Annotated in this window: 6 protein-coding genes; 4 read left to right on the top strand and 2 right to left on the bottom strand. The window is 49.9% G+C overall.

Features of this window, described 5'->3' with window-relative positions:
• Positions 1–29 precede the first annotated feature (29 nt).
• A complete protein-coding gene (locus E4K71_RS00765) occupies positions 30–5,375 on the bottom strand; it encodes a PAS domain S-box protein (RefSeq protein WP_135075124.1) in 5,346 nt (1,781 codons plus the stop codon).
• 179 nt (positions 5,376–5,554) lie between these two features.
• On the opposite strand from E4K71_RS00765, the gene E4K71_RS00760 reads away from it, so the two are divergent.
• Genes E4K71_RS00760 through E4K71_RS00745 form a run of 4 tightly spaced genes read left to right on the top strand, consistent with a single transcriptional unit; the run spans position 5,555 to position 11,870 of the window.
• The gene (locus tag E4K71_RS00760; RefSeq protein WP_135075121.1) at positions 5,555–8,383 is read left to right on the top strand and encodes an ABC transporter substrate-binding protein; all 2,829 of its coding nucleotides are present in this window, start codon (positions 5,555–5,557) and stop codon (positions 8,381–8,383) included.
• Complete coding sequence (locus E4K71_RS00755) at positions 8,373–8,948, top strand: GAF domain-containing protein (RefSeq protein ID WP_135075118.1); 576 nt, start codon at positions 8,373–8,375, stop codon at positions 8,946–8,948. Before E4K71_RS00760 ends, E4K71_RS00755 begins: the two co-directional genes overlap by 11 nt.
• Entirely contained in the window at positions 8,929–10,824 is a 1,896-nt protein-coding gene (locus E4K71_RS00750) for an SLC13 family permease (protein WP_135075115.1), read from the top strand. Before E4K71_RS00755 ends, E4K71_RS00750 begins: the two co-directional genes overlap by 20 nt.
• A 26-nt stretch (positions 10,825–10,850) precedes the next feature.
• The gene (locus tag E4K71_RS00745) at positions 10,851–11,870 is read left to right on the top strand and encodes an ABC transporter substrate binding protein (RefSeq protein WP_167730167.1); all 1,020 of its coding nucleotides are present in this window, start codon (positions 10,851–10,853) and stop codon (positions 11,868–11,870) included.
• Positions 11,871–12,269: 399 nt separating this feature from the next.
• Here the strand turns inward: E4K71_RS00745 and E4K71_RS00740 are convergent, their stop codons facing one another.
• Positions 12,270–24,269 (bottom strand): Ig-like domain-containing protein, encoded by a 12,000-nt coding sequence (locus tag E4K71_RS00740; protein WP_135075106.1) that lies wholly within the window; start codon positions 24,267–24,269, stop codon positions 12,270–12,272.
• Positions 24,270–24,328: the final 59 nt, after the last annotated feature.

The following is a 24,328-nucleotide window of genomic DNA, read 5'->3' as shown; positions in this document are numbered from 1 at the left end:
GCCCTGTGCAAGTTGATGTTTTTTTATTTTTATCTATCAAGGATTATATCATTTTTTTTGAGTAAGTCTTGCAATAGTTCATAAGCAGGTTCGAAATTATATTCATTCACCAACCCATTCATCTCTTCCATACAAGAGGTTACGTCCGGTGCCATATTTTGTGCCATCAACTCCTCAAGAAGGTTTACCGCATCGGTATCAAAGCCTTCCAACAAACCAAACAACACTGATAGTTGTACTTTCATTTCAGACAAGGCAACGACATCCCCGCCCTTTACCTGACCTTGCACTGTTCCAGTTACCTGCGACAAAGCCTGGGATATTCCGCCTAAAACAACCTTAAACAAACTTTCCAATTCCTGAAGCAAGGGGTCAATCTCATGGCGTTCCTGCTTTTTCTTGACCGCTTGTTCCAGCTTTGCCGCAGATGTGGAAATTTCCTGCGCCCCAATGCTGGAAGCGACCCCTTTTAACGAATGGGCCTCTCGCACGGCCGTTTCCTCATCACCTGCATTATAGGCATCGGAAAAACGCGATAAAAATTCAGACTGGGTTTGCTGGAACTTATCCAACAGCTTGCAATAAAGCTTTTTATTATCCCGAACAATTTTCAGGCCATAGGCTGTATCCACCCCAGCAATCGCAGGGAAACCTTCCTCGTCAAGCACCGTCTGCATGGGGTGTTGATCCCTTTCTGTTTGAATGACCACCCCATCTTTTGGGGCAATCCAGCGCGCCATTGTTTCAATCATTTCCTCAAATTTGATCGGTTTGGTAATATAATCATTCATCCCAACGGCCATTGCATCTTCCCGATCACTGGACATGGCATTGGCTGTCATAGCAATCACGGGCAGATCATCGAACCCATATGTTTTCCGAATAATTTTGGTCGCTGTCAAACCATCCATAACCGGCATATTGAAATCCATCAACACCCCATCAAACGTTTCTTTTTCCAGCCAGTCCAAAGCTTCTTGACCATGATTGGCGATTTGACAGCGAATGCCAATTTCTTCAAGGTTCTCGCGTGCAATCTCCTGATTGATCTCGTTATCTTCCACCAACAACACCCGGCTTCCCACAAGGGCTGCTGCCCCTGTTTTAGGTTCACTCCCCACCTCGTCTTCAACTGTGCCCTTTATTGAAGAAGAATCATAGAGTTTAGATAAAACCTCATACAGACTGGAAGGAGACAAAGGCTTGGACAAAATCGCCTGAATGCCAAGCCCTTTTACTTGTTCAGCCAGTTCATTTTCATTATAGGCCGTCACCATAATCGCTGGTGGTTTATGGACCAGTTTTTGGCTTTCCTGCACCAGCTGGAATGTCTCAACACCATTCAGGTCCGGCATATGCCAATCCAGAACAAGAAGGTCAACAGGTGTCCCTTCCTGTTCTGCGGCCAATAGCGCTGGTAAACATTCATCACCACAGGATAAAACCTCAACCACATAGCCCAGACTTTTCAGGGTTTCATAGAGAATTTCCCGCGCACTGGCATTATCATCCACAACAAGGGCTCGCAACCCTTGGGGCAACCTGCCACAATAAGCTTGGTCCGCAATGATTTTTCCTTTGGTAAAGACAGCTGTGAAATGGAAACAGCTTCCCTTGCCTTCTTCACTCTCCACACCGATTTCGCCGCCCATCAGTTCTGTCAGGCGCTTGGAAATCGTCAAGCCAAGACCTGTGCCCCCATATTTTCTTGTGACCGAACTATCAGCTTGGGTGAAAGCCTGAAACAGTTTGCCTTGTGCTTCTTTGGACAGGCCCACCCCCGTATCACGCACAAGGAAATGCAGCTTGACCTGCTGGCCTTGATCTTCCAGCAGCTTGATATCAAACACGATCTCCCCTTCATGGGTGAATTTCAATGCATTTGATCCAAGGTTGGTCAAAACCTGCCCCAAACGTGTTGGGTCCCCTTTCAGGCCCAGCGGCATATTGGCATCCATGTTAAACAGGATTGTCAGCCCTTTTTCCCGCGCTTTATAGGCAAAAAGGTGTGAAACGTTATCAATCACATCACTCAGGTTAAAGTCGATCATCTCCATGGAAAGCTTGCCGGCCTCGATCTTGGAGAAATCGAGGATATCATTCAAAATGCTCAATAAGGCTTCCGCAGAATAATGGACTTTTTCAACGTAATTGCGCTGCTTTGAATCCAGGTCCGTTTTCAACGCCAGATCAGACATCCCGATAATGGCATTCATTGGAGTGCGAATTTCATGGCTCATGGTTGCAAGAAATTCCGACTTTGCCACATTCGCCGTTTCGGCCTGATGGCGGGCAACCTCAAGGCTTTGACGAGATTTTTCCAGTTCATAAGCCGTCTCTTCCGCCCGTTTCTTTTGAAGCTGGGCATCCTGCATCACATTAATCGCCGCTTTGCGCGCCCGTTCAATTTTATCAATACTGTCTTTCAGCTTGCGCGAACGTTCCGCCATTTCCAGACGGGAAACTTTTCTTTCAATATTATCGCCAAGCTGCTTGCCAATTGACTCTAAAAGCTTAAGGGTTTCTCGATCCACACTCACCTTTTGGTCAATAAAGATTTCTGCGGCGGCAATAGGAATATTAAACATAAAAATCGGAACGACCACGACCGTCATCGGCACGTGGCGTTTGGAAGTGACCATAAAGTTCGCATTTTCAAATGAGAATTGTTTGTGTTGAATGATCACATGTTTTTCATCAATGGCCCGGTCTGCAAATTCTACGATTAACTTGTTATTGTCTTTGCTCAGTTCATTTTGAATATCACGTGCTTTGCCGGTAGGCTCTCCTGTCCAGAAACTATCAAAATGATAAATCCCGGTTAAGGTCTGGCGGACCATGTGCAGATATCCCAAAGGCCAATCCATGAAGGCCAGAATGTCATTGAGACAGATTTCAAAGGTGGACGATAAATTCTCTTCCTTAAACAGGTTATTGGTAACTTCGTGCAAGAAATTGATATTTCTGTTTTGCCGCGCAAGGGCCAGTTCCATTTCTTTTTGTTCCGTCACATCAGCACGCAAGGCCACCACCCCGCCACTGGGGGTTGGAAATTCACGGGTTTGGATCCAGCGCCCATCGCGAAACTGTTGAACATCAGGCACACCTGTTGGACAGAGATGTTCCTGCAAGCGTTTTTCTTTATAAGCAGCAAAATCTTCTTCTGATTCAATCAGGCCGCTTGAACCAAACTTATCCAAAATATTGGCATAACTGTTTCCCTCAAAGACCTGATCGGTCAATTGGGGGAACATTTTCTTATACATCTCGTTATAGATAACCAGACGGTCATTTTGGTCAAAGGTGATAAAACCGTCTGATATATTCTCAATCGCATCACGCAACTGATTTTCTTTTTCCATCAACGCCTGTTCATTATCCTTGCGTTTGGAAATATCGCGCACAATACCTGTAAAGAATTTCGTTTTATCCGTTTGGGCCATGCTGACCGCAATATCAACCGGGATTACATGACCTTCTTTATGCACGGCTTCCAGTTCAATGGCATGACTGCCGCGCACAGCTTTACCGTTTAAGGCTTCTCTTAAAAAACCATCGTGTTTTGCGGTCATTTCTTCCGTCATCAAAATCGTGACATTCTTGCCCAGAATTTCATGTTCCTGATACCCAAAGATTTTTTCTGCCGCCGGACTAAAGCCAATGATACGCCCCTTGGTATCAATAACCACAACGCCATCAGGCAAGTTATTGACCAATGCATCCAGATAAGCCCGAGAAGCCGCAATATTTTCGTTGGCCTGCCTCGCCTGTTCCATCAAACGTTCAAGTTCAAGGGTGCGTTCTTGAACCTTCATTTCCAGATTTTCGTTGCTTTTGCGCAATTCGCTTTGGGTTTCCTGCAGTTTGTGTTCTGCACGCACCTGTGCGGTAATATTTTTACCGCTCCCACGATAGCCCTTAAACGCTCCCTGAGAATCGAAATAAGGAGTTCCGCTGATGGCGATATGAAGCTTTTCACCAGAGCCTGATGTGAAGCTATAGGCAAAATCCTTAAACGGTTTTTGGGCATCCGTTGTTTCAAAATGGCTATCCCAAACCTCTCTTACTCCATTATTGGCAAAAAGCTCTTTCCTTGTTTTTCCCAAGACTGATTTAATTTTAATCCCTGTATATTCCTCATACATGTCAGAAATAAAAATCAAACGGTTCTGTTCATCGGTTTCCCATAACCAGTCTGAAGAGGCCGTGACAAAATCTTCCAGGCGTTTTTGCGCCTCAAGGAGTTCTTCTTCTTTCTTTTTCAGGTCTGTAATATCAAGGCGCACACTGATCGAACCACCATCAGCGATACGTCTTTCACTGATTAACAACCAGCGCCCATCCTTAAGCTGCTGTTCAATCTGTGCATGTTCCTGTTTATGTTGTTCCACCCGTTCTGCCAGCCATTCTTCTTCACGCCCGACGGCTTGTTGAAAGGCATTGGCGGCAATACCTGCCCGTAAAATAGCTTCAAAGCTGTTGCCGGGCTTGATTGCATGAACATGGGTGGCATACATCTCCCGATAAACATCATTACAGGCCACCATCTTGTCATCGGCATCAAACAGGGCAAATCCCTCAGACATACTTTCAATCGCCAGATTAAGCTGGCTTTGTAATTTCCTGACTTTGATATTGCTGTTATGGCGTTCTGTAATATTACGATCAATGCCGCGAAAACCCAACAATTCCCCGTTGGGGGCAAAAAAAGGAATACCGCTGGTTTCCAGAACGACCTGTTCGCCGTTTTTATGTAAGTTGATATTTTTTAATGAATAAAACGGCTTGGCTTCGCGAACAATTTCAATAAATGTTTCCCTGAGTTCTTCCGCCTCTTGGGCAGGCATCAGATCAAAGGGTGTTTTCCCCAGCAATTCTTCACTGTGATAGCCCAACAGATTAAAGACTTGCGGGCTGACATAAGTATAAATTCCATGAGCATCAACCTCCCATGTCCAGTCCGGTGAATTTTCAACAAGCAAGCGAAAATGTTCATTCTTGTCCGTTTGTGCAGACTTTAAAATAACATATAACGCCTCATCATTCGGTATTTGCGAGGGCGCAAAGACAGCATCCACATAAACATACTGTCCTGATGGTGCACAAAAAAACCAGCCTGTTTCACACTCCCCAGATGTTGCCAGCTGTGCCTGTACCTGCGTCCATTTTTGCAAAACATCCTGACCATCAGCCTGTTCAGATAAAGATAGGTCCACAAATGCCTGATGAAGGAGGTCCTCTTTTTCCTGATAACCAAGCAAGGTCACAGCGGCCCGGTTAAGCGATGAAATTTTGCCTTCCTTCAGAATCAGAAACCCATCTTGTGATTTCTCAAAGAAAACAGAATTTGTGATAGAAACACTCTCTTCAACCATATCTACGCATTACTTTGTTATTTCACGTTGGTAGAATGGTACCATCCTCTATTCCCAATGTCTTTAGCGAACCAACATTCAACCATTAATGCGTAAGACTATTTAAATTTACATCTTTACTCGAGTTTTTCACCTTATTGTGGTAGTCCTTCCCTGACTAAGTGCATTGGGTGGAAAGAATGAAGCGTTTACTAATCTTATTGGCAGCAATACTCACCATAGGCGTTTGGGGATTTAGTGTTTTTTCCGATAAATCCTTATCAACCAAACGTCAGGTCGAGCCCTATCAAATCGCCCTTGTTGGCCCCATGAGCGGCAAGGATCAAGTATACGGCAAGGCGATGGAAAACGGGGCACGCCTTTATATTAACGAATATAATGCCAAACGCAGCAATGAAGAACGCCCGCTGGAACTTGTTGTCCATGACGATGCCAACAACGCTGAACAGGCTCAAAAAATCGCCCAGCAGATCGCGACAGATAACAAGACGATTGCCGTGCTGGGCCACCGTTCCAGCCGGACCACAACCCCGGCTTCAACCATTTATAATACCCATAAAACCCCCATGATTGCGGGAACAGCGACAGCCCCGGCTGTTACAAAAAACAAGGACTGGATTTTCCGGGTTGTGCCCGACAACACCTTACAGGGGCAGTTTGTCGCCCGTTACGCCAAATCCAACGGGCACCAGAACATCAGCGTCATTTATGATAGTGATACATACGGGACCTCCCTTTATGAATCTTTCAAAAACAGTGCAAACGAACTGGGGTTGAATGCCTTTTCCAGCCACAAGCTGGATACGGAGGTCAAAAACCTCAACGAACAAAGCAAAGCCATTGTCAGTGCCCTTGCCCAAGGCCCCAAACCCGATCTCATTTTTTTGGCCTTACATGATGATGAAGGCGCGATTGTCATTCGTGATATTAAAAATCGTGGGTTTGACTGGCCGATGATTGGCAGTGCCTCAATCGGGAAGCAAACCTTCCCCCAACTGTTTGACGGCCTGCCTCAGGAAAAGAAACAGCCGGGTTTCTATACCGACAATCTTCTGGCCCTTTCCTCTTTGATTTTTGATGTGGCGGGTGAAAAGGCACAAAACTTCACCCACCTTTATGAAAAACACTACGGTATTGAGGCGGATTCTTCTGCCGCAGCTTATTACGACGCAGCTCATCTGATCGGTCAGGCTCTGGAAAATGGGGCATGGACAGAGGGCATGAACCATCAACAGGTTCGAGAAAACATTCACGCCCATCTGCATGATATGAAAAGCCCCTCTAACGCCATGCGTGGTATCACAGGGTTAATTTCCTTTGACGACAACGGTAATGTGGCCAAATCCGTTCATGTTGGGATGTTTCGTGACAATCGTCTGGTCTCGGCCACCACCCAGCTCCAAGATATCCAGAACCCGCGCCTGGTTTCGTCTTTGGACCTCAGCGAAGGGCGGGTGTTGGAAATGAATGATAACCTGTTTTATAAAACAGATGTCATTTACACAGGTATTTCCCCCATCAACCTAACCAATTTTGACCCTGTCACCCTGACTTATGAAGCCGATTTTTACCTGTGGTTTCGCGGTGGTGCTGATTTTGATCCACACAACATTCATTTCCTCAACGCCATTGGTGATCTGGAAATTGGCGATGCGGTTGAAAAACGCCTGAACGGTCAAATCCCTTATCAGCTTTATCGGATCAAAGGGCGCTTTCAGGCCAAAGCCGTCAAAGGCCGGGATGCCTTTGGTGAATATAATCTCGGCATTTCCTTTCGCCACCAGTCCCTTCCCGGTGCCAATCTGATTTATGTTGCCGATGATATCGGTATGGGAGGCATGCAAAACTGGCGCAATAAAATACGCAAAGAACGTCTCTTTGATGGATCGACCGACTGGGCCATTCGTGATGCGGCTGTTTTTCAAGACAGCATGCGTAAAGAAGCTTACGGCAACCCGGAACTTTTATCAGCGGTTTCAGATTTATCGGATTATTCCCGTTTCACCATGATGCTCTCTGTTTCAGAAAACCGTTTGCGCCTGCGCGGCATTATCCCGCCAGCCATTCAGGGAACAGCTCTTGCCCTGAGCATTCTGGCTGTTCTTGGTTTTATGTTTATTGCTGAAAAGAACCCCGGCATTCATAAAGAATGGCCTGTCTGGCTGTCTGATGTTCTCACCTGGATGGTTCTCCTTTCAGCAGGCGAAGCCGTTATTTTAGGATGGTGTGCTGAACGTTGGGGCCATATGTATTTACAAGCCATTAGCAATGGTTTCGAAGTTGCCTGGTGGCTGATAGGTGGACACTTCATTCAGCGCGCCGTCGCCCTATTTGTCTGGGCCCCTCTTGAGAAAAAAACTGATCGCCCCATTCCCCGAATTGTGCGCAACTTTGGCATGGTGATCATTTATGCCCTGTCCGTCCTCGGGCTGCTTGCCTTTGTCTTTGAACAAGATCTGACCAAACTGCTGGCGACTTCTGGCCTGCTTGCCATGATCATTGGTCTGGCCCTGCAACCAAACCTGATCAATATTTTCTCCGGCATTGCCATCAGTCTGGAAAAAAGCTTCAAGATTGGCGACAAGGTAAAGGTTAATAATATTTCCGGTGAAGTCGTCGATATGAACTGGCGAGCTACCAAAATCAAAACCAATGATAAAACCATCATCTCTGTGCCCAATGGCACCATGGCCAACACCACAATCAATAACCTCAGCAGTTCCAATGCCGTGGTAAAAGGCGACCTGACCATCAGTCTGGACCGTTGTTTTGACCCCCATATGGTCATGGCAAAGGTCAAGGAAATTGGTGAAGCTATTGATGGCACAGATAAAATCGCCATTAGCGTAAAAACTGTCACCACCAAACATATCGAATACGCGGTTAAAATCGTTCATGCCACCGATGCCGACAAAGATGTGGTCAACCGCATTTGGAATGAAATCTGGCAGTTCATCAACGAACTGAAACCACCGCAAACTGAAAGCCTCCAAACAGATGCCGCCTGATGCCACAAGCCGAAACCCCCGCCATACCGAGCTGTTGCTGGACATTTCACAGGAAATTTCTGACAAGGATAGTCTGGATGAAGTCCTGTTCTGCCTGTTGGAAATCACCACAATGGAAAGTAACGCCGAACGGGGCACGCTGTTTCTTTATGACGACACAACACACGAGCTGTTTTCCCGCATTGCCATGGGCAACCTGACCGAAGAAATTCGCATTGCTCCCGACACAGGGATCGCAGGTCATGTTTTTTCCACCGGGGAAAGCCTGATCATTGATGATGCCTATGATGATGAACGGTTTAATAAAGAGATTGATGCCAACACCGGGTTTACCACACGCAATATTCTATGTGTCCCGATCCAAACACTGGAAGGCGACATTATCGGTGTTGCTCAGATGCTCAACAAACAAGGTGGTCCCTTCAGCAAAACAGACCAAACCCACCTTGAAAATATGACTATGAAAGTGGCCCATGAACTCACCACGGCCTACTACATTGAAAAAACCCAACCCTTCTTTCTTAAAAAATTAAAGGAACTGTGGCATGCGCTCTTTGGTGCCTGATCGTGTCGCCCCGGCTTCAGCCCTCCCGACACCGGACCATCATAACCTTGCAAGCGCATTGTTATCAGAAGCAACCTTTCAAAGTTGCTCCCCTGCCGAGTTGGCTCGCTTTCTGCCTTATGTAAAAGAACGTTCTCTCCAACCCGGTGAGGTCTTGCAACAAGAAGAACGCCCAGCTGCTGAAATGTTTCTTATTTTGGAAGGGGCTTTTGAAATTATCGAAAAAGATGGTCAAATAATCACCATCCAAAATGGTTTTCTTGGGGAAGAAGCCGCCATTGGCCTTGATCGCTATGGGGCAACCATCAAAGCCTCGACCCCTGCCAAAGTTCTTGTCATGCCAGCAAAGGCCATTTCCAAACTGGCCGAACAACCTGCATTAAAAAGTCGTCTGCTCGCCTCTTTTGGCGGACGTTTAAACCCCGATACCAATGAAACGGGCACCCGGCATCATACGGCCTCAAATAAAAGCAAAGACTCCCCTCGCCTGTTTCTGGGCTGGCTGGTAGCCTTATGCGCCCCTCTTTTGCTGTTTTGGTATTTTCATGCAAGCGATAGCCTGCCCAACACGCAGGCGCTTTATTTGCTTTGCACACTCAGTTCCGCCATTAGCATGTGGGTCTTTCGTTTACTGCCGGATTTCGTCCCCGCCCTGTTTCTCGTTCTCAGTATTATCCTAACCGGTGTTGCCCCGCCAGATATTGCCCTGGGTGGTTTTGCCTCTGACAGTTTCTTTATGGCCTTAAGTATTCTGGGTCTCAGTGCCGTCATTACCTTTTCAGGTCTGAGTTTCCGTGCCCTTTTATGGTTGTTGCAACTCGGCCCTGCCCATAAGGCGTGGTATAATTTCAGTTTATTCATCACAGGCACAGCGCTGACCCCTATGGTACCGACGACCAATGGGCGGATTGCCATTGTCTCCCCCTTTATGTCTGACCTGTTGCGCGCTTTTAAACCCGCTGATGCCAAGGCCGAAGCCTCTCGTCTGGCGGGGAGTGTCGTTGGTGGGGTCAGCCTGCTCTCTGCAGTTTTCCTCAGCAGTAAATCCGTTAATTTTGTGATTTTCGGTATGCTGCCGTTTCAGGAGCAATTTCGTTTTCAGTGGCTCTACTGGCTTTATGCAGCCTCCCTTTGCGGGGCGATTTTGATGGCACTTTATTTTCTGGGGCTTTGGCTTCTGTTTCGCAACAAAAGCAATCCGTCCATTTCCAAATCCCTGGTCCTGCAACAAAAGCGGATTTTAGGCCCGATCACCCCGCCAGAATGGGCCTGTATGTTCGGCCTTGGCGTCCTTTTTGCCAGTTTCCTGACCACGGGATTACACGGCATTGAGATCCCTTGGGTTGCCCTCGCCATTGTCATGTCCCTTCTGATTTTTGGCTTTCTTGGCAAAAAAGCTTTTCGTGAGAAAATTGACTGGAGCTTCCTGATTTTTCTTGGGGCCTTAATCGGTGTTGTGCGGGCCATGCGTTATGTTGAACTGGATGACTGGCTCAGCCAGCAAATTTCCTGGCTTGGGACTTATATGGAAAACGAGTTCAACCTGTTTATCCTCGTCTTGGCCGCAACGATTTTTGTCATCCGTTTGGCCCTGCCCATCAATGCCACCGTGATTATTTTCGCCACTTTATTAATCCCCACAGCCATCAATATCGGGGTCAACCCATGGGTTGTCGGTTTTATTATTTTGTTGTTGGCTGAAAACTTCCTATGGCCCTATCAGGCATCTTATTACACCATGTTTGTTTCTTTGGTCGGGCCACAGGGGCGTGCTGATGATCGCAAGCTGGTTATCCTGAACTTTTTGACCTTCGGCTTTAAGCTGATTGCAATTTATGCCTCTATTCCTTTCTGGCAGTATCTGGGGTTACTCTAATGACCGTCATTTTAAGAAACCTCACAATGGGGGCTTTTTTTCTGGGGTTTATTCTGTTTGTGCTGTGGCTCAATATGTCCAGACCAACTGTTTTAATCCTGCACAGTTATTCGACTGACTATATCTGGACCCGTGAAATTAATGTCGGGCTGGAGCGCATTCTGGAACAGGAAAGCTGGCTGGATATTCGCTACCATTATATGGGGACCAAGAAAAAAGGCGGCAAAAACTTTAAACACCGCGCAGGCGTTGCCGCACGCAAAGCCATTGATGATATGCAGCCCGATGTCCTCATCGCCATTGATGACAATGCACAAAAACTGGCCGCAAAACATTACATCAACGATCCCAAAATGAAGATCGTTTTTGCCGGGGTCAATGGCTGTCAGGAATCCTATGGCTATCGCGAAGCCACAAATGCGACAGGCATTTTGGAATGCAAACCCGTTGATGCCGTTGAAGAACTCGTCAAAATGCTTTTTGCTGATCATTTCAAAGACAAGCTGCCAAAGGCAGTCTTTGCCAGCGACACGTCTTTCTCCGCCTCAATTGATGCGAAATTTTTGACCGATAACCAATGGACAGCTTTAGACTTCCAGTCTCCCATCGCCTTCGATACGTTTGAAGCTTGGCAAAGCTATGTACGCACCGTTGATAACACGGCTGACCTCTTGTTGGTTGGTGCCTATCGTAAAATGTATCGCAATGATGAAGATAAGGCCAATGAGCGGAAATTCGTCACATCCACCGAAGTCGGCAGCTGGACGGAGGCAAACTCCCCCATTCCCGTGATTGGCATCAATGATTTCAACACACGCGATGGCATCATGATCTCGGTCGGGGCCTCACCTTATGAACAAGGCGAAACCGCCGCCGAATATGCCCTGCATATTTTAAAAGACGGTAAAGAAATCAAAGACATCCCGATTACCTCATCAGAACAATATCTTGTTGCCATGCGCAAAAGCGCCCTGGAAAAAAGAGGCATTCATGCCCCCAAAGTCCTGGAAGCCTTCGCCCGCGCCACAGAAAACTATTTTGAATAATCCTCAAAAATATTTCTTGCCGATTGATTAAATACGTAAAATCACGTCCGATCAAAAACATGGACATGCTCCTTAAACCTGGAGATTACCTTCTGTTAAATTGAGATTTACAGGGGGGTATAAATGAGTCTCAAAAAATCTGATAAATCTAAACATGCCGTTATTCCACTTGCACGGACAAGTAAGCTATCTCACAAACAAGTTGCAGCTCATCTTGACATTGGCATACCCACGTTGAACCAGTGGTTGTCCAAGGAAAGTGAAATGATGTCTGTTACCCCCAAAAAAAATTAAAACAGAAAAAGTCCATTAAGCACAACACCTAATGGACTTTCCTTTCAGGACACTCAGATGCCCTTCATTCTCTATCAGCCTTAAATAGGCTTTGAGATCTAACAATTACTCCCAATTTGCAGCAATAACCGGATCGAGTGCTCCTTGCAAATCCTGAGACAGCTCCATTTCGCCCTCAATTGGTGCAGTAAAGCTAGCCATTGCCTGTACGAGGTTCTCCACATTGGTAGACGTTATCGTGTCACCTGTTGATGTTTCAAATTCAGCAACCTGATTGGCACCATTATCCTCGTACCAATCATCAACAACGATAGTATCCTTCGTCCCAATAACTTGTACCTTCAGGTCATTGCCATCACGCGAGAACCACAACTGATCTTTGTCAATTTGCTCTCCAAACAAAAGGGTATCGTTACTTGCGCCTTCATTATGGTTGATAATTAAATCATTTCCATCACCAAGCTCAAACAAGTAGGTGTCATCACCGGCACCGCCGACCAGAGTGTCATCACCGCGTGCACCGGACAGAACGTCGTCGCCGTTTGTGCCTTCGACCAGCATGCCTTCATCGGTGAAGCGATAGATCTTGCTATAGATCCCGTCGTTGGAACCGTCCTGACCATGGGAATGCCAGGTTACAAGTACAGAACCGTCTTCAAGGCTGGACACATCAGGGGCAATCTGCCAACTGCCCGTGTAATTGTTCATCCGGAACTCATTGCCCATGGCCTGACCGTCAACACTATAACGACGCCCATAAACACCCCAGTTGTCGCCATCCTGACCATAAGACGACCAGGTCACAAAATAACCACCGTCATCCAGGCCCGTCACGCTGCTATGCATTTGATTGGAGCGAACATACTGGTTCACCAGCACATCACGTGTATCAATCGCCTGACCCTTGGCATCAAAACGACGTGTATAAACGCCATACCCATCGCCATCATGGTTTTTGCTGTGCCAGCTCACCACAAAGCCACCGCCACTTAGTGCAGAAATCTTCGGTTCATTCTGATCGTCACGCGTCTGCAGGTTGACCAGAACCTCGCCACCATTCACACGTTCGCTGTCGGCATCAAACACCTGTGCTCGAATGTCCCCACGCGAGCCCCAGGTTGCAACAAAGCCACCGTCTTCAAGGGACGTAACATCCAGGTAAGCCTGATCACCACTGCCCACATCACTCAGCATGAACTCCTTGCCAAACTTGTTGCCCTGCGCATCGTAACGTTGCGCATACGCCCCATAGCCAGAGCCATCCTGATGCTGCGACTGCCAGGTGATCACATACCCACCATCGGCCAGACCGGTGATTTCCGGACGGGTCTGATTATGAGGGGTATAGCTGTTGACCAGCCCTTCTGCACCAACCCGGTTGCCCTGTGCATCAAAACGCTGATGGTAAATCCCTGAATCCGACCCGTCCTGATGCTGGCTTTCCCACGTCATGACAAAGCCGCCATCTTCAAGGCTGGCAACCGCTGAATGGAATTGCCCATGAGAAGTCCGGCTGTTGGCACGGAACTCAACACCTTGCGGATGACCATCGCTATCAAAACGCTGGGCATAAACCCCTGCACCAGAACCATCCTGATTGTTCGACGTCCAGCTCACCACATAACCACCGTCTTTCAACGCCGTTGTATCCGGATTGGACTGCGCATCAATCACACGCGTGTTCACAAGCTCTTCATGAGCAGATGCCTGCATGACAGCACCGAGATCACGCACACCCAGAGCATCGGCCACACTATAGTCCCCATCGCTAAAGCGCAGGGTCTCAATCTCTTGCAGCACGTCACGGCCATCGCCCTGACCGACCAGACGCTTATCGCTGACCACCAGACCGTTGCTGGTTTGCACGATGGAATAATCCTCACGTGCCCCGCTGAACTCAACCACATCATCACCGGCACCGCCGACCAGAGTGTCATCACCGCGTGCACCGGACAGAACGTCGTCGCCGTTTGTGCCTTCGACCAGCATGCCTTCATCGGTGAAGCGATAGATCTTGCTATAGATCCCGTCGTTGGAACCGTCCTGACCATGGGAATGCCAGGTTACAAGTACAGAACCGTCTTCAAGGCTGGACACATCAGGGGCAATCTGCCAACTGCCCGTGTAATTGTTCATCCGGAACTCATTGCCCATGGCCTGACCGTCAACACTATAACGACGCCCATAAACACCCCAGTTGTCGCCATCCTGACCATAAGACGACCAGGTCACAAAATAACCACCGTCATCCAGGCCCGTCACGCTGCTATGCATTTGATTGGAGCGAACATACTGGTTCACCAGCACATCACGTGTATCAATCGCCTGACCCTTGGCATCAAAACGACGTGTATAAACGCCATACCCATCGCCATCATGGTTTTTGCTGTGCCAGCTCACCACAAAGCCACCGCCACTTAGTGCAGAAATCTTCGGTTCATTCTGATCGTCACGCGTCTGCAGGTTGACCAGAACCTCGCCACCATTCACACGTTCGCTGTCGGCATCAAACACCTGTGCTCGAATGTCCCCACGCGAGCCCCAGGTTGCAACAAAGCCACCGTCTTCAAGGGACGTAACATCCAGGTAAGCCTGATCACCACTGCCCACATCACTCAGCATGAACTCCTTGCCAAACTTGTTGCCCTGCGCATCGTAACGTTGCGCATACGCCCCATAGCCAGAGCCATCCTGATGCTGCGACTGCCAGGTGATCACATACCCACCATCGGCCAGACCGGTGATTTCCGGACGGGTCTGATTATGAGGGGTATAGCTGTTGACCAGCCCTTCTGCACCAACCCGGTTGCCCTGTGCATCAAAACGCTGATGGTAAATCCCTGAATCCGACCCGTCCTGATGCTGGCTTTCCCACGTCATGACAAAGCCGCCATCTTCAAGGCTGGCAACCGCTGAATGGAATTGCCCATGAGAAGTCCGGCTGTTGGCACGGAACTCAACACCTTGCGGATGACCATCGCTATCAAAACGCTGGGCATAAACCCCTGCACCAGAACCATCCTGATTGTTCGACGTCCAGCTCACCACATAACCACCGTCTTTCAACGCCGTTGTATCCGGATTGGACTGCGCATCAATCACACGCGTGTTCACAAGCTCTTCATGAGCAGATGCCTGCATGACAGCACCGAGATCACGCACACCCAGAGCATCGGCCACACTATAGTCCCCATCGCTAAAGCGCAGGGTCTCAATCTCTTGCAGCACGTCACGGCCATCGCCCTGACCGACCAGACGCTTATCGCTGACCACCAGACCGTTGCTGGTTTGCACGATGGAATAATCCTCACGTGCCCCGCTGAACTCAACCACATCATCACCGGCACCGCCGACCAGAGTGTCATCACCGCGTGCACCGGACAGAACGTCGTCGCCGTTTGTGCCTTCGACCAGCATGCCTTCATCGGTGAAGCGATAGATCTTGCTATAGATCCCGTCGTTGGAACCGTCCTGACCATGGGAATGCCAGGTTACAAGTACAGAACCGTCTTCAAGGCTGGACACATCAGGGGCAATCTGCCAACTGCCCGTGTAATTGTTCATCCGGAACTCATTGCCCATGGCCTGACCGTCAACACTATAACGACGCCCATAAACACCCCAGTTGTCGCCATCCTGACCATAAGACGACCAGGTCACAAAATAACCACCGTCATCCAGGCCCGTCACGCTGCTATGCATTTGATTGGAGCGAACATACTGGTTCACCAGCACATCACGTGTATCAATCGCCTGACCCTTGGCATCAAAACGACGTGTATAAACGCCATACCCATCGCCATCATGGTTTTTGCTGTGCCAGCTCACCACAAAGCCACCGCCACTTAGTGCAGAAATCTTCGGTTCATTCTGATCGTCACGCGTCTGCAGGTTGACCAGAACCTCGCCACCATTCACACGTTCGCTGTCGGCATCAAACACCTGTGCTCGAATGTCCCCACGCGAGCCCCAGGTTGCAACAAAGCCACCGTCTTCAAGGGACGTAACATCCAGGTAAGCCTGATCACCACTGCCCACATCACTCAGCATGAACTCCTTGCCAAACTTGTTGCCCTGCGCATCGTAACGTTGCGCATACGCCCCATAGCCAGAGCCATCCTGATGCTGCGACTGCCAGGTGATCACATACCCACCATCGGCCAGACCGGTGATTTCCGGACGGGTCTGATTATGAGGGGTATAGCTGTTGACCAGCCCTTCTGCACCAACCCGGTTGCCCTGTGCATCAAAACGCTGATGGTAAATCCCTGAATCCGACCCGTCCTGATGCTGGCTTTCCCACGTCATGACAAAGCCGCCATCTTCAAGGCTGGCAACCGCTGAATGGAATTGCCCATGAGAAGTCCGGCTGTTGGCACGGAACTCAACACCTTGCGGATGACCATCGCTATCAAAACGCTGGGCATAAACCCCTGCACCAGAACCATCCTGATTGTTCGACGTCCAGCTCACCACATAACCACCGTCTTTCAACGCCGTTGTATCCGGATTGGACTGCGCATCAATCACACGCGTGTTCACAAGCTCTTCATGAGCAGATGCCTGCATGACAGCACCGAGATCACGCACACCCAGAGCATCGGCCACACTATAGTCCCCATCGCTAAAGCGCAGGGTCTCAATCTCTTGCAGCACGTCACGGCCATCGCCCTGACCGACCAGACGCTTATCGCTGACCACCAGACCGTTGCTGGTTTGCACGATGGAATAATCCTCACGTGCCCCGCTGAACTCAACCACATCATCACCGGCACCGCCGACCAGAGTGTCATCACCGCGTGCACCGGACAGAACGTCGTCGCCGTTTGTGCCTTCGACCAGCATGCCTTCATCGGTGAAGCGATAGATCTTGCTATAGATCCCGTCGTTGGAACCGTCCTGACCATGGGAATGCCAGGTTACAAGTACAGAACCGTCTTCAAGGCTGGACACATCAGGGGCAATCTGCCAACTGCCCGTGTAATTGTTCATCCGGAACTCATTGCCCATGGCCTGACCGTCAACACTATAACGACGCCCATAAACACCCCAGTTGTCGCCATCCTGACCATAAGACGACCAGGTCACAAAATAACCACCGTCATCCAGGCCCGTCACGCTGCTATGCATTTGATTGGAGCGAACATACTGGTTCACCAGCACATCACGTGTATCAATCGCCTGACCCTTGGCATCAAAACGACGTGTATAAACGCCATACCCATCGCCATCATGGTTTTTGCTGTGCCAGCTCACCACAAAGCCACCGCCACTTAGTGCAGAAATCTTCGGTTCATTCTGATCGTCACGCGTCTGCAGGTTGACCAGAACCTCGCCACCATTCACACGTTCGCTGTCGGCATCAAACACCTGTGCTCGAATGTCCCCACGCGAGCCCCAGGTTGCAACAAAGCCACCGTCTTCAAGGGACGTAACATCCAGGTAAGCCTGATCACCACTGCCCACATCACTCAGCATGAACTCCTTGCCAAACTTGTTGCCCTGCGCATCGTAACGTTGCGCATACGCCCCATAGCCAGAGCCATCCTGATGCTGCGACTGCCAGGTGATCACATACCCACCATCGGCCAGACCGGTGATTTCCGGACGGGTCTGATTATGAGGGGTATAGCTGTTGACCAGCCCTTCTGCACCAACCCGGTTGCCCTGTGCATCAAAACGCTGATGGTAAATCCCTGAATCCGACCCGTCCTGATGCTGGCTTTCCCACGTCATGACAAAGCCGCCATCTTCAAGGCTGGCAACCGCTGAATGGAATTGCCCATGAGAAGTCCGGCTGTTGGCACGGAACTCAACACCTTGCGGATGACCATCGCTATCAAAACGCTGGGCATAAACCCCTGCACCAGAACCATCCTGATTGTTCGACGTCCAGCTCACCACATAACCACCGTCTTTCAACGCCGTTGTATCCGGATTGGACTGCGCATCAATCACACGCGTGTTCACAAGCTCTTCATGAGCAGATGCCTGCATGACAGCACCGAGATCACGCACACCCAGAGCATCGGCCACACTATAGTCCCCATCGCTAAAGCGCAGGGTCTCAATCTCTTGCAGCACGTCACGGCCATCGCCCTGACCGACCAGACGCTTATCGCTGACCACCAGACCGTTGCTGGTTTGCACGATGGAATAATCCTCACGTGCCCCGCTGAACTCAACCACATCATCACCGGCACCGCCGACCAGAGTGTCATCACCGCGTGCACCGGACAGAACGTCGTCGCCGTTTGTGCCTTCGACCAGCATGCCTTCATCGGTGAAGCGATAGATCTTGCTATAGATCCCGTCGTTGGAACCGTCCTGACCATGGGAATGCCAGGTTACAAGTACAGAACCGTCTTCAAGGCTGGACACATCAGGGGCAATCTGCCAACTGCCCGTGTAATTGTTCATCCGGAACTCATTGCCCATGGCCTGACCGTCAACACTATAACGACGCCCATAAACACCCCAGTTGTCGCCATCCTGACCATAAGACGACCAGGTCACAAAATAACCACCGTCATCCAGGCCCGTCACGCTGCTATGCATTTGATTGGAGCGAACATACTGGTTCACCAGCACATCACGTGTATCAATCGCCTGACCCTTGGCATCAAAACGACGTGTATAAACGCCATACCCATCGCCATCATGGTTTTTGCTGTGCCAGCTCACCACAAAGCCACCGCCACTTAGTGCAGAAATCTTCGGTTCATTCTGATCGTCACGCGTCTGCAGGTTGACCAGAACCTCGCCACCATTCACACGTTCGCTGTCGGCATCAAACACCTGTGCTCGAATGTCCCCACGCGAGCCCCAGGTTGCAACAAAGCCACCGTCTTCAAGGGACGTAACATCCAGGTAAGCCTGATCACCACTGCCCACATCACTCAGCATGAACTCCTTGCCAAACTTGTTGCCCTGCGCATCGTAACGTTGCGCATACGCCCCATAGCCAGAGCCATCCTGATGCTGCGACTGCCAGGTGATCACATACCCACCATCGGCCAGACCGGTGATTTCCGGACGGGTCTGATTATGAGGGGTATAGCTGTTGACCAGCCCTTCTGCACCAACCCGGTTGCCCTGTGCATCAAAACGCTGATGGTAAATCCCTGAATCCGACCCGTCCTGATGCTGGCTTTCCCACGTCATGACAAAGCCGCCATCTTCAAGGCTGGCAACCGCTGAATGGAATTGCCCATGAGAAGTCCGGCTGTTGGCACGGAACTCAACACCTTGCGGATGACCATCGCTATCAAAACGCTGGGCATAAACCCCTGCACCAGAACCATCCTGATTGTTCGACGTCCAGCTCACCACATAACCACCGTCTTTCAACGCCGTTGTATCCGGATTGGACTGCGCATCAATCACACGCGTGTTCACAAGCTCTTCATGAGCAGATGCCTGCATGACAGCACCGAGATCACGCACACCCAGAGCATCGGCCACACTATAGTCCCCATCGCTAAAGCGCAGGGTCTCAATCTCTTGCAGCACGTCACGGCCATCGCCCTGACCGACCAGACGCTTATCGCTGACCACCAGACCGTTGCTGGTTTGCACGATGGAATAATCCTCACGTGCCCCGCTGAACTCAACCACATCATCACCGGCACCGCCGACCAGAGTGTCATCACCGCGTGCACCGGACAGAACGTCGTCGCCGTTTGTGCCTTCGACCAGCATGCCTTCATCGGTGAAGCGATAGATCTTGCTATAGATCCCGTCGTTGGAACCGTCCTGACCATGGGAATGCCAGGTTACAAGTACAGAACCGTCTTCAAGGCTGGACACATCAGGGGCAATCTGCCAACTGCCCGTGTAATTGTTCATCCGGAACTCATTGCCCATGGCCTGACCGTCAACACTATAACGACGCCCATAAACACCCCAGTTGTCGCCATCCTGACCATAAGACGACCAGGTCACAAAATAACCACCGTCATCCAGGCCCGTCACGCTGCTATGCATTTGATTGGAGCGAACATACTGGTTCACCAGCACATCACGTGTATCAATCGCCTGACCCTTGGCATCAAAACGACGTGTATAAACGCCATACCCATCGCCATCATGGTTTTTGCTGTGCCAGCTCACCACAAAGCCACCGCCACTTAGTGCAGAAATCTTCGGTTCATTCTGATCGTCACGCGTCTGCAGGTTGACCAGAACCTCGCCACCATTCACACGTTCGCTGTCGGCATCAAACACCTGTGCTCGAATGTCCCCACGCGAGCCCCAGGTTGCAACAAAGCCACCGTCTTCAAGGGACGTAACATCCAGGTAAGCCTGATCACCACTGCCCACATCACTCAGCATGAACTCCTTGCCAAACTTGTTGCCCTGCGCATCGTAACGTTGCGCATACGCCCCATAGCCAGAGCCATCCTGATGCTGCGACTGCCAGGTGATCACATACCCACCATCGGCCAGACCGGTGATTTCCGGACGGGTCTGATTATGAGGGGTATAGCTGTTGACCAGCCCTTCTGCACCAACCCGGTTGCCCTGTGCATCAAAACGCTGATGGTAAATCCCTGAATCCGACCCGTCCTGATGCTGGCTTTCCCACGTCATGACAAAGCCGCCATCTTCAAGGCTGGCAACCGCTGAATGGAATTGCCCATGAGAAGTCCGGCTGTTGGCACGGAACTCAACACCTTGCGGATGACCATCGCTATCAAAACGCTGGGCATAAACCCCTGCACCGGACCCATCCTGATTGTTCGACGTCCAGCTCACCACATAACCACCGTCTTTCAACGCCGTCGTATCCGGATTGGACTGCGCATCAATCACACGCGTGTTCACAAGCTCTTCATGAGCAGATGCCTGCATGACGGGGCCAAGGCCCATCTCAGCCAAGCCATCAACATTAATATCAACCGTGGCTGTACTCAGGGCGCCATGAGCATCACGCATAGTATAGGAAAGGGTTACTGTAGCAACATCCCCACTTTCAAGTTCTTGATATGCAGCACCGGGATCAAAGCGAAGCTTATTATCAGCGATACTAACATTTCCTTGCCCAGAAAGGATCTCAACACTTTCAATGGTATGCGTATCGCTTTGATCAACATCTGTGTCGTTTGCCAAGACATCAATCAAGATGGCCGTATCTTCATCTGTTGTAGCTTCGTCCATAACAGCCACAGGCACATCATTTGTCCCTGTCACGATAATACTGGCGCTCTGGCTATCACTTCCACCAAAGCCATCTTCCACCTGATAGGTAAATTGAATAATTGCTTCTTCGCCCACAGCCAAATGCTGATAAGCAGCATGAGAAGCATCGAAACTGAAAGTGCCATCCGTATTAAATGTGAGTCCAGCAGGAACATCACTTAGTAAAGAGAAGACCAGGCGATCACCGTCAAGATCAGAGGCAACGACAGAACTTTCTAAAAGAGGTGCATCCTCAGCAATGATTGTTTCAAAATATTCAGCAACAGGTTCCTGATTTTCCTGAAAGAAGACAAATCCATCATCGAATTTAAGGCGTTCCACACCGACAACAGTATCGATTTCCCCATTACGTAAGTTCTTAACCCGATATTTTTCTCCAGACAGCTTCGTCACTTCATAATTTTGAATCTTGCCTGAAAACTCAGACACATCAACGCCGCTACCACCATCAACAACATCACTGCCAGAACCACCGTTCAACCAGTCATTGCCCGTATTACCGTAAAGACGGTCGTTGCCAGAACCGCCAAGCAACGTGTCATAGCCGTCCCCGCCTTTGACATAATCGTTGCCGCTGCCTGCATCAATGGTTTCAGAATTGGCAGAACCATAGACCGTGTCGTTCCCGCCCTTGGTGCTGATCTTGCTGCCGTCTTGCAGATCTGCGCCAGTGAAGTTCCAGCTTTCCTTACCGTCCGTACCGCGAACCGTCAGATCACCGCCATTATCGCGTTCAATCGCTTCAATCCCGTGGCTCTTGGCATTAAAGCTCGCCTGTAGACCATCAAAGTTCTGCGACGTACTGACAATCGTGTCCTGACCATCCTTGCCGTTGTCGCGATAGGCATCACGGTCATCGCCATTGTTCCACACATAGGTGTCAGAACCGGAACCACCATTGAGAACATCACTGCCGTCACCGCCAGTGATCACATCATCACCGGCATTGCCATCGAGGCGGTCATTGCCGCTGCCCCCAAGGATATGGTCATCACCATCGCCACCGGAGACATAATCGTTGCCGCTGCCCGCATCAATGGTTTCAGAATTGGCAGAACCATAGACCGTGTCGTTCCCGCCCTTGGTGCTGATTTTGCTGCCGTCTTGCAGATCTGCGCCAGTGAAGTTCCAGCTTTCCTTACCGTCCGTACCGCGAACCGTCAGATCACCGCCATTATCGCGTTCAATCGCTTCAATCCCGTGGCTCTTGGCATTAAAGCTCGCCTGTAGACCATCAAAGTTCTGCGACGTACTGACAATCGTGTCCTGACCATCCTTGCCGTTGTCGCGATAGGCATCACGGTCATCGCCATTGTTCCACACATAGGTGTCAGAACCGGAACCACCATTGAGAACATCACTGCCGTCACCGCCAGTGATCACATCATCACCGGCATTACCATCAAGGCGGTCATTGCCACTGCCCCCAAGGATATGGTCATCACCTTCACCGCCGGAGACATAATCGTTGCCGCTGCCGGCATCAATGGTTTCAGAATTGGCAGAACCATAGACCGTGTCGTTCCCGCCCTTGGTGCTGATTTTGCTGCCGTCTTGCAGATCTGCGCCAGTGAAGTTCCAGCTTTCCTTACCGTCCGTACCGCGAACCGTCAGATCACCGCCATTGTCGCGTTCAATCGCTTCAATCCCGTGGCTCTTGGCATTAAAGCTCGCCTGTAGACCATCAAAGTTCTGCGACGTACTGACAATCGTGTCCTGACCATCCTTGCCGTTGTCGCGATAGGCATCACGGTCATCGCCATTGTTCCACACATAGGTGTCAGAACCGGAACCACCATTGAGAACATCACTGCCGTCACCGCCAGTGATCACATCATCACCGGCATTACCATCAAGGCGGTCATTGCCACTGCCCCCAAGGATATGGTCATCACCTTCACCGCCGGAGACATAATCGTTGCCGCTGCCGGCATCAATGGTTTCAGAATTGGCCGAACCATAGACCGTGTCGTTCCCGCCCTTGGTGCTGATTTTGCTGCCGTCTTGCAGATCTGCGCCAGTGAAGTTCCAGCTTTCCTTACCGTCCGTACCGCGAACCGTCAGATCACCGCCATTGTCGCGTTCAATCGCTTCAATCCCGTGGCTCTTGGCATTAAAGCTGGATTGCAGACCATCAAAGTTCTGCGACGTACTGACAATCGTGTCCTGACCATCCTTGCCGTTGTCGCGATAGGCATCACGGTCATCGCCATTGTTCCACACATAGGTGTCAGAACCGGAACCACCATTAAGAACATCACTGCCGTCACCGCCAGTGATCACATCATCACCGGCATTGCCATCCAGACGGTCATTGCCGCTGCCCCCAAGGATATGGTCATCACCATCGCCACCGGAGACATAATCGTTGCCGCTGCCGGCATCAATGGTTTCAGAATTGGCAGAACCATAGACCGTGTCGTTCCCGCCCTTGGTGCTGATTTTGCTGCCGTCTTGCAGATCTGCGCCAGTGAAGTTCCAGCTTTCCTTACCGTCCGTACCGCGAACCGTCAGATCACCGCCATTATCGCGTTCAATCGCTTCAATCCCGTGGCTCTTGGCATTAAAGCTCGCCTGTAGACCATCAAAGTTCTGCGACGTACTGACAATCGTGTCCTGACCATCCTTGCCGTTGTCGCGATAGGCATCACGGTCATCGCCATTGTTCCACACATAGGTGTCAGAACCGGAACCACCATTAAGAACATCACTGCCGTCACCGCCAGTGATCACATCATCACCGGCATTGCCATCGAGGCGGTCATTGCCGCTGCCCCCAAGGATATGGTCATCACCATCGCCACCGGAGACATAATCGTTGCCACCTTTGGCCTCGATCGTATCTGCCTCATCACTACCAATAATAGTTTCAGACCCATTCCCACCGGTATATTCAACGGACATAACACCCCTCCTGTTTAGCAGCGAAAGAACAATAAAATACAATTATAAATACGAATTAA

Source organism: Terasakiella sp. SH-1, assembly GCF_004564135.1.
Classification (GTDB): Bacteria; Pseudomonadota; Alphaproteobacteria; order Rhodospirillales; family Terasakiellaceae; genus Terasakiella.
The sequence above is the reverse complement of the archived record's forward strand: the minus strand, read 5'-3'. Positions and strand labels throughout refer to the sequence as shown.

What these genes read in the sequence shown, in the direction of transcription:
- E4K71_RS00765 (WP_135075124.1), bottom strand. Translation starts at nt 5,375, where the DNA reads ATGGTTGAAGAGAGTGTTTCTATCACAAATTCTGTTTTCTTTGAGAAA.
- E4K71_RS00760 (WP_135075121.1), top strand. Translation starts at nt 5,555, where the DNA reads ATGAAGCGTTTACTAATCTTATTGGCAGCAATACTCACCATAGGCGTT.
- E4K71_RS00755 (WP_135075118.1), top strand. Translation starts at nt 8,373, where the DNA reads ATGCCGCCTGATGCCACAAGCCGAAACCCCCGCCATACCGAGCTGTTG.
- E4K71_RS00750 (WP_135075115.1), top strand. Translation starts at nt 8,929, where the DNA reads ATGCGCTCTTTGGTGCCTGATCGTGTCGCCCCGGCTTCAGCCCTCCCG.
- E4K71_RS00745 (WP_167730167.1), top strand. Translation starts at nt 10,851, where the DNA reads ATGGGGGCTTTTTTTCTGGGGTTTATTCTGTTTGTGCTGTGGCTCAAT.
- E4K71_RS00740 (WP_135075106.1), bottom strand. Translation starts at nt 24,269, where the DNA reads ATGTCCGTTGAATATACCGGTGGGAATGGGTCTGAAACTATTATTGGT.